General features: G+C 70.2%; 13 protein-coding genes and 1 pseudogene. 5 read left to right on the top strand and 9 right to left on the bottom strand.

The genetic code is table 11. From position 1 onward, the window contains the following. Positions 1-4: 4 nt before the first annotated feature. The 5 genes and pseudogenes from ACVDFE_RS16855 to ACVDFE_RS16835 form a co-directional block, all read right to left on the bottom strand. Entirely contained in the window at positions 5-1,555 is a 1,551-nt protein-coding gene (locus ACVDFE_RS16855) for an acyl-CoA carboxylase subunit beta (protein WP_458430991.1), read from the bottom strand. Continuing rightward, positions 1,555-2,667 (bottom strand): acyl-CoA dehydrogenase family protein, encoded by a 1,113-nt coding sequence (locus ACVDFE_RS16850; RefSeq protein WP_458430990.1) that lies wholly within the window; start codon positions 2,665-2,667, stop codon positions 1,555-1,557. Before ACVDFE_RS16850 ends, ACVDFE_RS16855 begins: the two co-directional genes overlap by 1 nt. Further along, a pseudogene (locus tag ACVDFE_RS16845) lies at positions 2,664-4,202 on the bottom strand (acyclic terpene utilization AtuA family protein). The gene ACVDFE_RS16850 and the pseudogene ACVDFE_RS16845 overlap by 4 nt, the downstream one beginning before the upstream one ends. Positions 4,203-4,473: 271 nt before the next feature. Continuing rightward, entirely contained in the window at positions 4,474-5,208 is a 735-nt protein-coding gene (locus tag ACVDFE_RS16840; RefSeq protein ID WP_458430989.1) for a TIGR03084 family metal-binding protein, read from the bottom strand. Next, positions 5,205-5,732 carry a TetR/AcrR family transcriptional regulator gene (locus tag ACVDFE_RS16835; RefSeq protein WP_458434350.1) on the bottom strand — a complete coding sequence of 176 codons (528 nt, stop codon included), beginning with the start codon at positions 5,730-5,732 and terminating at the stop codon, positions 5,205-5,207. Before ACVDFE_RS16835 ends, ACVDFE_RS16840 begins: the two co-directional genes overlap by 4 nt. Positions 5,733-6,047: 315 nt before the next feature. Here ACVDFE_RS16835 and ACVDFE_RS16830 point away from each other — a divergent pair, with 315 nt between their 5' ends. Next, positions 6,048-6,395 carry a nuclear transport factor 2 family protein gene (locus tag ACVDFE_RS16830; RefSeq protein ID WP_458430988.1) on the top strand — a complete coding sequence of 116 codons (348 nt, stop codon included), beginning with the start codon at positions 6,048-6,050 and terminating at the stop codon, positions 6,393-6,395. A gap of 174 nt (positions 6,396-6,569) precedes the next feature. On the opposite strand, the gene ACVDFE_RS16825 is transcribed toward ACVDFE_RS16830, so the two are convergent. Then, positions 6,570-8,564, bottom strand: coding sequence for an intein-containing Rv2578c family radical SAM protein (locus ACVDFE_RS16825; RefSeq protein WP_458430987.1), 1,995 nt, complete (start codon positions 8,562-8,564; stop codon positions 6,570-6,572). 26 nt (positions 8,565-8,590) lie between these two features. Here ACVDFE_RS16825 and pnuC point away from each other — a divergent pair, with 26 nt between their 5' ends. The 3 genes from pnuC to ACVDFE_RS16810 are packed head-to-tail and all read left to right on the top strand — an operon-like array spanning position 8,591 to position 11,599. Further along, a complete protein-coding gene (gene pnuC / locus ACVDFE_RS16820) occupies positions 8,591-9,160 on the top strand; it encodes a nicotinamide riboside transporter PnuC (RefSeq protein WP_458430986.1) in 570 nt (189 codons plus the stop codon). Continuing rightward, entirely contained in the window at positions 9,157-10,218 is a 1,062-nt protein-coding gene (locus tag ACVDFE_RS16815; RefSeq protein ID WP_458430985.1) for an AAA family ATPase, read from the top strand. The genes pnuC and ACVDFE_RS16815 overlap by 4 nt, the downstream gene beginning before the upstream one ends. A gap of 28 nt (positions 10,219-10,246) precedes the next feature. After that, the gene (locus ACVDFE_RS16810; protein ID WP_458430984.1) at positions 10,247-11,599 is read left to right on the top strand and encodes a YibE/F family protein; all 1,353 of its coding nucleotides are present in this window, start codon (positions 10,247-10,249) and stop codon (positions 11,597-11,599) included. Here the strand turns inward: ACVDFE_RS16810 and ACVDFE_RS16805 are convergent. Then, on the bottom strand, positions 11,520-11,873 hold the full coding sequence (locus ACVDFE_RS16805) for a DUF1304 domain-containing protein (RefSeq protein ID WP_360392301.1): 354 nt from the start codon (positions 11,871-11,873) through the stop codon (positions 11,520-11,522). The two genes, ACVDFE_RS16810 and ACVDFE_RS16805, sit on opposite strands and share 80 nt — an antisense overlap. Before the next feature lie 45 nt (positions 11,874-11,918). Between ACVDFE_RS16805 and ACVDFE_RS16800 the strand changes: the two genes are divergently transcribed. Continuing rightward, complete coding sequence (locus ACVDFE_RS16800; protein ID WP_360392303.1) at positions 11,919-12,755, top strand: spermidine synthase; 837 nt, start codon at positions 11,919-11,921, stop codon at positions 12,753-12,755. A 146-nt stretch (positions 12,756-12,901) separates the two neighbouring features. Here the strand turns inward: ACVDFE_RS16800 and ACVDFE_RS16795 are convergent, their stop codons facing one another. Together ACVDFE_RS16795 and hisS are read right to left on the bottom strand one after the other, a co-directional pair. Continuing rightward, the gene (locus ACVDFE_RS16795; RefSeq protein ID WP_458430983.1) at positions 12,902-13,531 is read right to left on the bottom strand and encodes a hypothetical protein; all 630 of its coding nucleotides are present in this window, start codon (positions 13,529-13,531) and stop codon (positions 12,902-12,904) included. Next, positions 13,528-14,775, bottom strand: coding sequence for a histidine--tRNA ligase (hisS, locus tag ACVDFE_RS16790; RefSeq protein WP_458430982.1), 1,248 nt, complete (start codon positions 14,773-14,775; stop codon positions 13,528-13,530). Before hisS ends, ACVDFE_RS16795 begins: the two co-directional genes overlap by 4 nt. Between the last annotated feature and the right edge of the window lie 2 nt (positions 14,776-14,777).

The following is a 14,777-nucleotide window of genomic DNA, read 5'->3' as shown; positions in this document are numbered from 1 at the left end:
GTCATCACATCCGGAAGACGCCGAAGCCGTCGGCGCCCCTGATCGGTCCGCTGTGGACAGCGGAGAGGCAGATGCCGAGCACGGTCCTGGTGTCGCGCGGGTCGATCACGCCGTCGTCGTAGAGCTTGCCGGACAGGAACGGTGCGAGGGACTGCTCCTCGATCTGCGCCTCCACCATGGTGCGCATGGCGGCGTCGTGCTCCTCGTCGTACTCCTGGCCCTTCGCGATCGCGGCCTGCCGTCCCACGATCGACAGCACGCCGGCGAGCTGGGCGGGGCCCATGACGGCGGACTTGGCGTTGGGCCAGGTGAACAGGAACCGCGGGTCGTAGGCGCGGCCGCACATGCCGTAGTTGCCCGCGCCGTAGCTGGCGCCCATGGTGATGGTGAGGTGCGGGACCCGGCTGTTGGACACCGCGTTGATCATCATCGAGCCGTGCTTGACGATGCCGCCCTGCTCGTACTGGGCGCCGACCATGTAGCCCGTGGTGTTCTGCAGGAAGACCAGCGGCGTGTCGCTCTGGTTGGCGAGCTGGATGAACTGGGTGGCCTTCTGCGACTCCTCGCTGAAGAGCACGCCGCGGGCGTTGGCGAGGATGCCGACCGGGTAGCCGTGCACGCGCGCCCAGCCGGTGACGAGGCTGGTGCCGTACAGCGGTTTGAACTCGTCGAACTGCGAGCCGTCGACGAGCCGGGCGATGACCTCGCGCGGGTCGAACGGGACGCGCTGGTCCTCGGAGACGAGGTCGAGGATGCTGTCGGCGTCGTACAGGGGTTCGACGACGGCGGCCGGTTCCGGTCCCTGCTTGCGCCAGTTGAGGCGGGCGACGACGCGGCGGGTGAGGCGGATCGCGTCGACCTCGTCCTCGGCCACGAAGTCGGCGAGCCCGGACGTGGTGCCGTGCATGGTGGCGCCGCCGAGCGACTCGTCGTCCGCGTCCTCCCCGGTGGCCATCTTGACCAGCGGCGGACCGCCGAGGAACACCTTGGAGCGGTCCTTGACCATGATCACGTAGTCGGACAGGCCCGGCACGTACGCGCCGCCAGCCGTGGCGTTGCCGAAGACCGCGGTGATCGTGGGAACTCCGGCCGCGCTCAGCCGGGTGAGGTCGCGGAACGCCCGGCCGCCGGGGATGAAGATCTCGCTCTGCGTCGGCAGGTCGGCACCGCCGGACTCGACGAGGCTGACCACCGGCAGCCGGTTCTGCAGTGCGATGTCGTTGGCCCGCAGGCTCTTGCGCAGCGTGTACGGGTTGCTGGACCCGCCGCGCACGGTCGGGTCGTTGGCGACGACCACGCACTCGACGCCCTCGACCCGGCCGATGCCGGTGACCACGGACGCGCCGACGGGGAAGTCAGTGCCCCAGGCCGCGAGCGGTGACAGCTCCAGGAACGGGCTGTCCTCGTCGAGGAGCAGCTCGACGCGTTCGCGTGCGAGGAGCTTGCCGCGCCGGTGGTGCCGTTCGACGTACTTCGGCCCACCTCCGGCGAGCGCTTTGGCGTGCTCGGCGTCCAGCTGCGCGATCTTCGCGAGCAGCGCCTCCCTGTTGCCCATCAGGCGAACCCCAATCGTCGTGCCGCGAGCTCGGTCATCACCTCGCTCGCACCTCCCCCGATGCCGAGGATGCGGGCGTCCCGGTAGTGGCGCTCCACTTCGGACTCCCGCATGTAGCCCATGCCGCCGTGCAGCTGCACGGCCTCGTCGACGACCTCGGCGCACGCGTCGACGGCGGCGTTCTTCGCGAAGCAGACCTCGGTGACGCAGTCCTCGCCGCGGTCGACCCTGGCCGCGACCTCGCGCGTGTAGGTCCGCGCCAGCTCGACCTCCTGCGCCATGTGGGCGAGCTTGTGCCGCACCACCTGGTTCTTGATGAGCGGTTTGCCGAACGTCGTGCGGTTGCGCACCCATTCGACGGTGAGGTCGAGGGCGCGCTGGGCCGTGGCGTAGGCCTCGACCGCCATGGTGACGCGTTCGACCTGGAACTGCTGCATGATCAGCGCGAACCCCTGGTTCTCCTCGCCGACCAGGTTCGCCACCGGTACCCGCACGTCGTCGAAGTGCAGCTCGGCGGTGTCGCTGCAGTGCCAGCCCATCTTGTCGAGCCTGCGGCGGGTGAACCCGTCCTCGACCACGAGCAGCGAGATGCCCTGGTAGCCCTCGCCGCCGGTGCGCACGGCGGTTGTGACGAAGTCCGCGCGGCACCCGGAGGTGATGAACGTCTTGGCGCCGTTGACGACGTAGTGGTCACCGTCCCTGACCGCGCGGGTCGTGATCGCGGCGACGTCCGACCCGGCGCCGGGTTCGGTGACGGCGAGGCTGCCGATCTTCTCGCCGCGGATGGCGGGCCGCGCGAACCGTTCGATCAGGTCTTCGTCGCGCGACTGCCAGATGTGCGGGATCGCGATGCCGAGCGTGAACAACGCCGCCATCAACCCCGACGAGCCGCCGTTCTGGATGATCTCCTCGGTGAGCACGACCGAGTCGAGCAGGTCGCCGTGCTCGAACCCGATGCCGAGCAGGCCGAGCTCCGCCGCCTTGCGGTGCAGCTCGCGCGGGACCTCGCCGTCGCGCTCCCACCGGTCGAGGTGCGGCACGACCTCCTTGCGCGTGAAGTCGCGGACGAGCTCCCCGAGCTCCTTCCGCTCGTACAGGTCCTTCGTGATCACAGGAGCTCCTCCGGGATCTCGACTTCCCTGCTGCGCAACCACTCGCCCAGGGCCTTGGCCTGCGGGTCGAACCGGGTGCCGCTGGCCACGCCCTCGCCGAGCAGGCCGTGCAGCACGAAGTTGAGCGCCTTGAGGTTCGCCAGCTCGTACCGCGTGACCGCACTGGCCTCGGGCAGCAGCTCCTTGAGCCGGTCCGCGGTGAGCGTCTCCGCCAGCCACGCGTACTGCGCTTCCGTGCGCACCCACACACCGATGTTGGCGTCGCCGCCCTTGTCTCCGCTGCGGGCGCCGGCGATGGTGCCCAGTGGCCGCTTCACAGGACCACCGCCTTCGGGCTGACCTCGCCGCGGTGCACGTACGCGGCCCGGTAGACGCCGAACGGCGTGCCGTCACTCGGCGGCGCCGTGACGTGGAAGCCGGGGTAGCTGCCCAGCGCGAGCTCGACCGCCGCCCGGCTGAACGCCTTGGCCCGCTTCGGGTCCGCGGTCTTGACCACGACGTGCAGGAGCGCGCTGGCCTGCTCCTCGGTGGCGGCGTCGGGCCGGTCGGTCCTGGCCAGCGTCCAGGTGAGGTCCTGCTCGCCGATCCGCCGGTGCAGCTGTTCCCTGACCAGCTCCGCCTTCTGCTCGACGTCGAGTCCGGTGAGGACGAACGTGGTGCCGTTGCGGAACCCGCCGAGCGTGTTGAGGCACACCTTGAGCGTGTCCGGCGGTGGGCTGCCCCTGGTGCCGCTGATCTCGACACCGCGCGGGGTTTCCTGGAGCCGGACGGTGTCGAAGTGCGTGGTGACGTCCGGCCCGAGGTACTCCGGTGCGCCGATCTCGTAGAGCAGCTGGGCCGTGACGGTGTCCACGGTGACCGCACCGCCCGTGCCGTCGTGCTTGGTGATCAGGCTGCTGCCGTCCTCGCGCACCTCGGCGATGGGAAAGCCGGGGTGCGTCGCGTCGATCTCGGTGAAGAACGAGTAGTTGCCGCCGGTGGCCTGCGTGCCGCACTCCAGCACGTGCCCGGCGACGGTGGCGCCGGCGAGCCGGTCCCAGTCGCCGCGCCCCCACCCGAAGTGCGCCGCGGCCGGCCCCACGACGAGGCTCGCGTCCGTGACCCGCCCGGTGACCACGACCTGCGCACCCTGCGTCAAGCAGTCGGCGACCTCCCAGGCACCCAGGTAGGCGTTGGCGGTCAACGCCTCCGGGAACCGGTCCTTGAGGTCGTCGCCGGTGACGTACCCGACCCTGGTGTCCGGTGCGAGGTCCTTGAGCTTGCGCGCCAAGCCTTCCGGGTTGAGCCCGCCGGCGTTGGTGACGACCTTGACGCCCCGGTCGAGGGCGAGCGCCAGGCAGTCCTCCATCTGCCGCAGGAACGTCTTGGTGTACCCCAGCTCCGCGTTCTTCATGCGGTCGCGGCCGAGGATCAGCATGGTGCAGCTCGGCGAGGTAGTCGCCGGTCAGGACGTCGAGGTGACCGCCTTCCAGCTGTTCGCGGACCGCGGACAGGCGGTCACCGTAGAAACCGGAGGCGTTGCCGATGCGGATCACCGGGTGGCCGCCTGGGGGGCTTGACTTTGTGCGTTGCCGCGCCGCCTTGTGTTGCCGCACCCGCTCGCGTTGCTGAGCCCGCTCGCGTTGCCGAGCCCGCTCGCGTTGCCGAGCCCGCTCGCGTTGCCGAGATCGTGCGACCTGCGCCCGTGCGCGCCCGCCGGTCTCACCGACCCGCACACGTCCACACGCCCCGCAGTCCCGCGCCCGTCCGCGTTCGCAGAACCCGCCAACCTGCCCGCGTTCTCCATCTCCGCTCGCGTCCCAGCGCTCACCGCCCGCCTCCGGGCGGCCCGGCGAACGCCTGCGCGATCGGCACCCACTCCTGCGCCACCGGCCCGACGGCCTCGATCTTGAGCTGCTCGCGGTTGCGCCGCTGCGTCACCAGGAACGCGAAGTCCAGCGCCGGCCCCGTGACCCGGTTCTCCGCGTCCTGCGGGCCCCACGTCCACACCTCGCCGCCCGGCCCTTCGAGCTCGACGCGCACCTCCTGCTCGGGGGTGGCTTTGCCGTTGAGCAGGAAGGCGAAGCCCATGGTGCGCACGCCGATGTGGCAGACGTGCCGGATGCGCGCGGTCGGTTCGCGGGTGACGCCCAGGCCGTCGAACACGTCCTGGCCGTGCGCCCAGGTCTCCATGATCCGCGCGGTCGCCATCGAGGCGGGGCTCATCGGCGGGCCGAACCACACGATCTTGCCGCTGGCTGCGGCGAGGTGCTCCCGCAGTGCGCGGCGGCTGTCGCGCCACAGGTCCAGCAGGTCCGGCAGGGCCGCCGCCTCGGCCGCGGTGCGGTCGACGATGTCCGGGGTCAGGGGTTGCGCCTGGAACGCCTCCGGGTCCGTGATCGCGAGGACCGCGGCCTTGTCCGTCCACATGAGATGGCCGATCTGGTGGCCGACGGTCCAGCCCTCGGCCGGTGTCGGCGTGGTCCAGTCCGCGTGCCTCGTCACGAGCTCGTCGAGCTCACGCGACTCGGCGTCGAGGTCGGCCAGCAGTTCCGTGATCACAGCTGCTCCTCCAGCATCCTCGCCCAGTACCGCACGACGTGGGCACGCCGTTTGGTGTCGTCGCCGAGCTGGTTCGCCAGTGCCAGGCCGCGGACCAGGTCCAGGGTTGCCTGCACGGCGTCCTTCACGCCCGGCTTGGTGTCGTCGGCGTCGAGCAGTTCCAGTGCCAGGCCGTAGACCTCGCGGCCCAGCCGCGCCTGCAGCTGGAGCACCTGCTCGCGCAGCTCGGGGTCCGTTCGCGCGGCCACCCACAGTTCGAGGGCCGCGGTGAACAGGTCACTCGCGTGGAAGTCCGCGATCAGCTCCACCACCGCGTGCGTGCTCTTCTCGGCGACGGCCGCCCGGCTCTTCAACGCCTCGACGCTTTCAGCGCCCACGTGCTCGACCGCCGCCGCCACCAGCTCGCCGCGGGTGCGGAAGTGGTGCAGCTGGGCGCCGCGGGACACGCCGGCGCGTTCGGCGACCACCGTGGTCGTGGTGCCGGACCAGCCGTGCTCGACCAGGCACTCGACGGTGGCCTCCATCAGCTTCCGCTTGGTCTCGCGGGTGCGGTCGGCTTGCCGCTGCCTCGTCTCCACGGGTCCGAGTGTTCCGGGCCACAAACAAACAGTCAAGCCTGCTTGTAAATGTCCTCACCCCACCTCCGTTCTTCCACAGCTGCCGCCCCCACCCGCGTTTCCTCCTTGCGAGGGAGGGCGGGGAGCGGATCCGGACATGAAGAAGACGGGCGCAGGCGTGAATCCAGACAAGCTTCACCCGTCGGAGTGACGAGACCACACATGAGCAGCGAAAATGCGAGGCGTTCGACGAACGTGGAAACAGTCCGTACAATGTACGGTATGTCGTACGAAGAGGTGCAGGACTGGTTCACGCGGTGGGACGCGCTCGCCGTCGCGGGTGAGGTCGAGAAGATGGCCGACATGGCCCTGTTCCCCATCAACACGGTCACCGACGGGTCCGCGGTGACGTGGGACCGCGAGCGGTTCATCCAGGAGATGGGCGCGCAGGTCGGGGGCGGTGAGGTGCAGATGGAGTCAACCAGGACGCCGCACTTCATCAACGACAACCTGGTGTTCGTCATCACCGACGGCACGATCAACGGGGCCTCGGTGCGGTACGGCGACCTGCTGGTGAAGGTCGGCGACGAGTGGAAGTTCCAGACCATGGTCCAGGGCGGGTGGGCCTAGCCACCGGCCGGAGCAATGGTCGGGGAAACGGCGTGGCGGGCGACATCGGCGCCCGCCACGCAGTACATCTGCGGGAACCTTGGGGCGTCCGAACGGTCAAGCCGGAGCGAGTGGAGGACCACCCTGGGGAAGAGGGTGCGTCCACAAAGCTGTCAAACAGAGGTCAAAACAGGATCAGAGCAGGGTGAGCTGGTCCTGGTCCACGCGCGGCGCCGGCACGCCCACCGGCAGACTGCCGTCGGGCCACACGCCGTCGTCGTCACCGGGCACCCCGGTGACGGCGTCCGCGGCACGACCGCGGGGCGCCAGGCCGTGCTTCTCGATCAACGGCGTCACGCGCGCGGTCAGCCGCCTGCGGTAGCCGCGGTCCACATAGGACCCGTTGCCGTACAGGTGCCGGTACGTCTCGATCAGGTCCGGGTGTTCGCGCCGCAACCAGGCCGCGAACCACTCGCGAGCGCCCGGACGCAGGTGCAGCGGCAGCACGGTCACGCCGGTGGCGCCGGCGTCGGCGATCTGCTCCAGCAGGAAGTCCAGCTGTTCCACCGAGTCCGTCAGCTCCGGCAGCACCGGGGCCACGAACACACCGCACGGCAGCCCGGCCTCCCGCACCTTGCGCACGAGGTCGAGGCGCGCGGCCGGCGTCGGCGTGCCGGGTTCGAGGGACCGGTGCAGGTCGCGGTCCAGCAACGCGAGCGACACGCCGATGCCGACCGGCACCACCTCCGATGCCGCGACCAGCAGGGGGAGGTCGCGGGCCAGGAGGGTGCCCTTCGTCAGGATCGAGAAGGGCGTGCGGGACGCGGTCAGCGCCTCGATGATCCCTGGCATCAAGGCGTACCGGCCCTCCGCGCGCTGGTACGGGTCGGTGTTGGTGCCCAGTGCGACGTGCTCCTGCTTCCACTTCGGGGACCGCAGCTGCCGGGACAGCACCTCGGGGGCGTTGACCTTCACGACCAGCTGGCTGTCGAAGTCGGTGCCGCTGTCGAGGTCGAGGTAGGAGTGCGTCTTGCGGGCGAAGCAGTTGTGCGACACGACGCCGTTGGCGATGAAGTCACCGGTGCCGGTGGTGATGTCGTAGAGCGGCATCTCGCCGACCTCCTCGACGGACACCACGCCGAGCGGTTGCTGCGACTTGATCGCGACGCCGTCGATGTCGCGCTTGCGGGTGATCGCCGGGTCGACGAGGTGGAAGAACCGCAGGTTCTCGCGCAGGCCGCCGCGCAAGCGCACGACCCGCACGCCGCGGCGGCGGCGCAGCTCCTCGACCGCGAAGTCGAAGTGGAAGTGCTTGAGCGCCAGGCAGATCGCCTCGACGACGGTGGCGTTGCGGGTGGACATGCGCAAGATGCTGCGCGAGCAGGTGCCGAGGTAGTCGAACGCACCCGCGAGGAATCCCTTGAGCCAGTCGGGGTTCGGCGCTATCTGCCAGTGCGCTAGTTCGCGCACCTGGTGCAGAAATCCCCTCCCTTCTCGCACACCGAAGTAGTCGAGGTACTCGCGGGTGCGGTCCATGGCCTCGATGTCGGCCAGGGGGATGCGGAACTCGTGCTCGTCCTCGACCATGCCGCGCAGGTAGCCGCGGCGGTAGTCGTCGGTCACGGTGGGCTGCTCGACGAAGGCCCCCGTGCCCATGAGCTTGTTGCCGGTGGTGAGGTGCGGGCGGCGCCCGGTGCCGGCGGTCTCGCCGGTCACGTGCTTCCAGCCGCGGTCGGTCAGGAACCGGTGGTCGCCCGAGGCGACGACCGACGTGCCGTCCTCCAGCGTCAGGCGGTACGCGACCTTCTCGGTCTCCCAGTGCGCCAGCACGGTCGTGAGCTTGTAGCGCCGGTAGTTGCCGACGAGCTCGGTGCCGTAGATCTGGTCGCCCTCGCGCAGCTCGGACAACGGCCTGGTGCGCCCGTCCGCCATGAGGATCGGCGTGTCACCGGCCATGCAGTAGGTGCAAGCGTGCGAACACCCCCGGTACGGGTTGACGGTCCACGAGAAGGGCAACGACGAACCCGGTACCCCGTTCAGCACGGATTTGGCGCGGACCTCGTGGAACACCACGTCCGCGAACTCAGGAGTTCGTACGCTGCGCACCAGTCCCGGTAGCCCCGGTAGTGCCTGTTGCGGCTCTGCCTCGAGTTTCTGCCCGTCCCATCGCACACCTCGATTCGAACACATGTTCGAACAGCGGTCAAGGAGAGCACGTGTCACCCATTGAGGTCGCAGGCTTCGTCACCGGAGCACTGTGCGTGTGGCTGGTCGCCCGCCAGAACCCGTGGAACTGGCCCATCGGGATCGCCAACAACATCGCGTTCTTGGTGCTGTTCTGGGGAAGCGGGCTCTACGCGGACTCCGGGCTGCAGGTCGTCTTCATGGCGCTGGCGGTCTACGGGTGGTGGGCGTGGGTGCGCGGCGGGGAGCGGCACAGCACGTTGGAAGTCAGCCGCACGACCGCGAACCAGTGGATCGCGCTCGCAGTCACAGGAGTCGCAGGAACCGCTCTGCTTCACTGGGTTCTCATCAGTTTCACGCAGTCCACGGTGCCGTTCTGGGACGCCGTCACGACCGTGCTGTCGTTGCTCGCCACCTGGGGGCAGGCGCGCAAGAAGGTCGAGAGCTGGTGGCTGTGGATCGCGGCCGACGTCGTCTACGTGCCGCTGTACGCGTACAAGGAGCTGTATCTGACGGCGGTGTTGTACGTGGGGTTCATGGTGCTGTGCGTGCTGGGGTTGCGGAGCTGGTCGAAGGACCTGAAGAGCGAGGTGCCCGCGTGAAGGAGTTCCGCCACGCCCTCGTGCTGGGCAAGTTCTACCCACCGCACAACGGCCACCACCACTTGGTCGAGATGGCTGCGGCCCGCAGCGAGCGCACCACGGTCACGGTGCTCGCGGCGTCCACAGAGGCCATACCGCTCGCACACCGGGTGGAGTGGATGACCGAACGCCACCGGTATACCGACGGTGTACGCGTTGTCGGCGACCTGGACGACCACCCCATGGACTTCGACGACGACCACGTCTGGTCGCTGCACGTCGAGCTCACCAAAGCGGTGCTGGCCAGACGCGCCATCGCCGACGGGGAACCCGGCGGGGCTCCGGTCGACGTCGTGTTCTCCAGCGAGAAGTACGGCGAGGAGCTGGCGCGCCGGCTCGGTGCCGAGCACGTCCTGGTGGACCTCGACCGCACCACGCACGCCGTGTCGGGCACCGCGGTGCGCGCGGACCCGCTCGGCAACTGGCACCACCTCTCCCCCGCCACCCAGCGCGGCCTGGCCCGCCGCGTCGTCGTCCTGGGCGCGGAGAGCACCGGCACGACCACCCTGTCGAGGCAGCTGGCCGAGCACTTCGGGGCGCCCTGGGTGCCCGAGTACGGCCGCGAGCACACCGAGCACAAGCTCAGCGCCGCACGGGCGTTCGACCCTGCGGCCACTGTGGACGATCTGGTGTGGACGCTGGGCGACTTCGAGGACGTGGCACGCGAGCAGGAACGCCGCATCCGGGCCGAGACGGCGCCGCTGGTGATCGCGGACAACGACGCGTTCGCCGCGACCGTCTGGGGAGAGCGCTACCTCGGTTTCCGGCCGGAGGTCCACCAGGGCACCCGGCCGCACCTGTACCTGCTGACCGACCACGTCGGTGTTCCGTTCGAACAGGACGGCTGGCGCGACGGCGAGCACCTGCGGGAGTGGATGACGGGCGTGTTCGAACGCGAGCTGGCGCAGCGCGGCGTCGAGTGGCTGAAGGTGACCGAGGACCGGTTCGCCACGGCCGTCACGGTGGTCGAACGGCTGATGCGGCAGGATGTCACGCGTGGGTCACGGTCACGGGCATAGTCATTCAGCGGAACCGGCCTCGCGGCGCGTGCGGACGTTGCTGACGTGGCTGCTGGTGCCGTTGGTGCTGGCGACCGCCGTCGGCGCCCTGCTGCTCTACCCGTTCGGGCACGAACAGCGCACCGGCGCGCAGATCGGCCTGCACCAGAAGCCGGTGGACGCGGTCGTCACGGGCGTGCAGGACGGCGTGTGCGGGGAGAACTGCACCGCGGTGACCGTGCGGATGTCCGACGGGGACGCGAGCGGGCAGAGCGTCACGATCCCGAACCTGCGCGGGGCGGGTGCGCCGCGCTACCAGACCGGCGACGAGGTGGTGCTGTCCTATTCGGGCAGTCAGCCGCAGGCGGCGGAGTCGTACCAGATCGTCGACTTCCAGCGCGGCTGGTCGCTCGTGCTGCTGGCGGTGCTGTTCGCGGCCGCCGTGCTGCTGCTGGGCCGGTGGAAGGGGCTCGCGGCGCTCGGTGCGCTGCTGCTGAGCTTCGTGGTGCTGGTGCTGTTCGTGCTGCCGGCGATCCTGGCAGGCGAGAACCCGCTGATGGTGGCAGTCGTCGGCGCCGGGCTGATCATGTTCGTGGTGCTGTACCTGTCGCACGGCGTCTCCGCGAGAACGTCCACGGCGGTCCTCGGCACGCTCGTGAGCCTGGTGCTGATCGGCGTGCTGGGCGCGGTGTTCTCGTGGGCGGCGCAGCTGACCGGCCTCGACGAGGACACGATCAACCTCGTCACGGTGCTGGGCACCGACATCGACACGCGCGGGCTGCTGCTCGCGGGCACGATCATCGGCGCGCTGGGCGTGCTCGACGACGTGACCGTGACGCAGACCAGCGCGGTGTGGGAGCTGCGGCGCGCCAACGACCGGCTGACCTGGCGCGAGCTGTTCGCCGCCGGGTCGCGGATCGGCCGCGACCACATGTCGTCGGTCGTGAACACGCTCGTCATGGCCTACGCGGGTGCGGCGTTGCCGTTGCTGCTCGCGATCTCGCTGGCTGGGCGGTCGATGGGCGAGATCCTCACGGCGCAGCAGATCGCCCAGGAGATCGTGCGGACGCTCGTCGGCAGCATCGGCCTGGTCGCGGCGGTGCCGGTGACGACGGCGCTGGCCGCGCTCGTCGCGGTGCGCCAGGAGGTCACCCCCGCCGCGGCCCCGGACCCCGAACCCGAGCCGGAACCCGAGCCCAAGATCGTGAAGCGCGCGAAGCCCGCGGCGGAACCGGCCCCGGAACCGGCGGTGCGGCCCGCGCGCGCCCGGATCGAGGGCGACCTCTACGGCTACGACCCCGACAAGGGGCCGTGGGTGCGCCCTAGTGGGCGAGCAGCACGAAGAGCAGCGTCAGAACGCCCGGTACCACCTGCACGAAGAAGATCTTCCGGCTCGCCGTGAACGTGCCGTAGACGCCGGCGACGATCACGAACACGGTGAACAGCACGGACGCGCCGAAGTCCTGCCGGACGAGCGCGTAGATGAGACCGGCGGCCAGGAAGCCGTTGTAGAGGCCCTGGTTCGCCGCGAGCGACTTCGACGCCTCGGCGAACTCCGGCGTGAGACCGAAGGCCTTGCGGCCGCGCGGTGTTGTCCAGAGGAACATCTCCAGCACCACGATGTAGATGTGGATCAGCGCCACGAGGGCCATCAAGATGTTCGCGATAACCTGCACTTACGTCCTCCTCTGGAGCGGCATGCCCGGTGAGAGGATAGAGCAGTGGGAAGACAGCGGCCCGAGGCAGAAGCGATCACCGAGTCGATCGACTCCGGAGTGGCCGAACTGGTGCCCGAGGTGGGGAGCCGGAGCTCGTGGACGTTGCGCGTCAACGGAACTCCGCAGTCCCATGTGGACCTCGACGACCCGACGTACCTGGAGTTCGAGTACGTCCGCCGGCTGGGCCACGTGGTCGACCTCATCGCACCCGCCCGCGTGCTGCACCTCGGTGGTGGCGCCCTCACGCTCGCCCGCTACGTCGCGGCGACGGTGCCGCGCTCGACCCAGCAGGTCGCGGAGATCGACGCGGGCCTGATCGCGTTCATCCGCCGCGAGCTGCCGCCACCGCCGCGGGTGAAGATCACCACTGGGGACGCGCGGGCGGTGCTGGCCCGGTCCCGGCCCGGTTCGTTCGACCTGATCGTGTCGGACTGCTTCGCGGGGGCGCGCACACCGGCGCACCTGACGTCGGTCGAGTACGTGCGGCAGGCGTCGGCGGCGCTGGCCGATGACGGCGTCTACGCGGCGAACATCGGTGACGGCAACGGCCTGCAGTTCGCACGGGCGCAGTGCGCGACCGTGCGCGCGGTGTTCGAACATGTCTGCGTGCTCGCCGAACCGGGTGTGTTCCGGGGCCGGCGGTTCGGGAACTTCGTGATCTTCGCGTCGCACACCGGTCTGCCGATGCAGCAGCTGACCCGTGCGACGGCGAGCGACCCGTTCCAGGGCCGGGTGGAGCACGGGACGGGGCTGACGAAGTTCATCGGCGGCGCACCCGTGACGACAGACGCGACGGCGACGCTGTCACCAGCGCCGCCGTCCGGCCTCTGGGGCACCTGACCCTTCCAGCCCTGCCGTGAAGCGGTCCGCCAAGCAACCGCTCACCCACAGGAGCCCCACCAGCCTCACTTCAACGCACGCGGGGAGCTTTCGTGCACCAGAAGCGAACGAAAGGGCCCCGCGTGCGACAAACAAGGCGGAGAGGGCTAGTCGAGCGAGGTCACGAACTTCGACACGGCGTCCGGGTGCAGTTTCTGCGCCATCCGCCCCGCCGGTGCGAGCGACCCGAGCCGGTACAGCGGCCGGTCGGCCGGCGCCACCCCACGGGCCTCGGCGCGCAGCTGGGCGACCAGCAGCTCCGAGAACACCAGCCCCGGTGTGTCGCCGCGGCCCGCCAGCGTGTCCGCGAGCCGCCGCAGCTGGTAGATGCCCAGCTCACGGCCGCCGACACCGGAGTACATCGACAGGGCGACGTTGATCGCCTTCTTGCCGCCGCGCACGAACAGGCCGACGGTGCGGGCGCCGCGCAGGTCGGTGACCAGCAGGTCGAGCCCGTCGGCGGTGTTCAGGTCGACGGTGCGGGTGCCGAACGCACGGACGTGCACCGAGCTGCCCTCCAGCCACACCGTGCGGCGGGCCTCGGACATGGCCAGCAGCACGACCGGCAGCGACACGACCAGGAACGTGATCACGCCGGCCCAGCGACCGCCGATGAAACCGACGATCGCGCCGAAGGCCAGCGCCACCATGAAACCGCCGATCGCGACCATGCGGGCGCGTTTGCGGACGGTCACCTTGTCGAGCAGGTCCAGGGAGAGCTTGTCGTCGGCGCTCACAGGGCGGTCCGCACCGCCTCGACCACGTTGGTCAGCGCCACGGACACCTGCTCGCCCGTCGCCAGCGTCTTCACGCCGATGGTGCCCGCCTCCAGGTCGCGTTCGCCCAGCACGAGCGCGAGCCGCGCACCGGACCTGTCGGCGGCCTTGAACCCCGCCTTCATCGACTTGCCGCCGTAGACGAGGTCCGTGCGGATGCCGGCCGCGCGCAGCTCACCGGCGACCGCGACCAGGCGGGCCCGCGCGGGCTCGCCCAGCGGAACGCCGATCACGTCGACGCGGCTGAGCTCCGGCAGCACGCCCTCGGCCTGCGCCGCCAGCAACGCCCGGTCAACGCCCAGGCCGAAGCCGACGCCGGAGAGCTCCTGACCACCGAGCTGCGCCATCAGACCGTCGTAGCGGCCACCGCCGCCGATGCCCGACTGCGCGCCCAGGCCGTCGTGCACGAACTCGAACGTCGTCTTCGTGTAGTAGTCGAGGCCGCGGACCATGCGCGGGTTCTCCACGAACTTCACGCCCAGCTCGGTCAGGTAGCCCTTCACGAACTCGTAGTGCTCACGGCACGCGTCGCACAGGTGGTCCACCATCAGCGGTGCCTCGGCGACCAGGGCGCGCACCTCCGGCCGCTTGTCGTCGAGCACGCGCAGCGGGTTCAGCTCGGCCCGCTGGCGGGTCGGTTCGTCCAGCGGCAGCGTCGCCAGGAACCGCTGCAGCAGCTCGCGGTACGCCGGGCGGCAGTGCGCGTCGCCCAGCGACGTCAGCTCCAGCCGGTAGCCGGTGAGGCCGAGCGCGCGGAAGCCCGCGTCGCCGACGGCGATGACCTCGGCGTCGAGCGCCGGGTCGTCCACGCCGACCGCCTCGATGCCGACCTGGTGGAACTGCCGGTACCGGCCTGCCTGCGGAGCTTCGGCGCGGAAGAACTGGCCCGCGTAGTAGAGCTTCACCGGCAGCGGGCCGCGGTCGAGGCTGTGCTCGATCACGGCCCGCATCACGCCCGCGGTGCCCTCGGGGCGCAGCGTGATGGAGCGGTCGCCGCGGTCGGTGAAGGTGTACATCTCCTTCGTGACCACGTCGGTCGACTCGCCGACGCCGCGCGCGAACAGCGCGGTGTCCTCGAAGACGGGCAGCTCGACGTAGCCGTAGCCCGCGAGCTCGGCCGCGCGGGTGAGCGTCGACCGGACGTGCGTGAACGCGGCGGACGTCGGCGGGATGTAGTCGGGAACGCCTTTGGGAGCGGAAAACACGT

The sequence above is a fragment of the Lentzea chajnantorensis genome, from assembly GCF_054300775.1.
Note: the sequence above shows the minus strand (reverse complement) of the source record. Positions and strands in the feature narration are given on the sequence as shown.

What these genes read in the sequence shown, in the direction of transcription:
- ACVDFE_RS16855 (WP_458430991.1), bottom strand. Translation starts at nt 1,555, where the DNA reads ATGGGCAACAGGGAGGCGCTGCTCGCGAAGATCGCGCAGCTGGACGCC.
- ACVDFE_RS16835 (WP_458434350.1), bottom strand. Translation starts at nt 5,732, where the DNA reads ATGGAGGCCACCGTCGAGTGCCTGGTCGAGCACGGCTGGTCCGGCACC.
- ACVDFE_RS16830 (WP_458430988.1), top strand. Translation starts at nt 6,048, where the DNA reads ATGTCGTACGAAGAGGTGCAGGACTGGTTCACGCGGTGGGACGCGCTC.
- ACVDFE_RS16825 (WP_458430987.1), bottom strand. Translation starts at nt 8,564, where the DNA reads ATGTGTTCGAATCGAGGTGTGCGATGGGACGGGCAGAAACTCGAGGCA.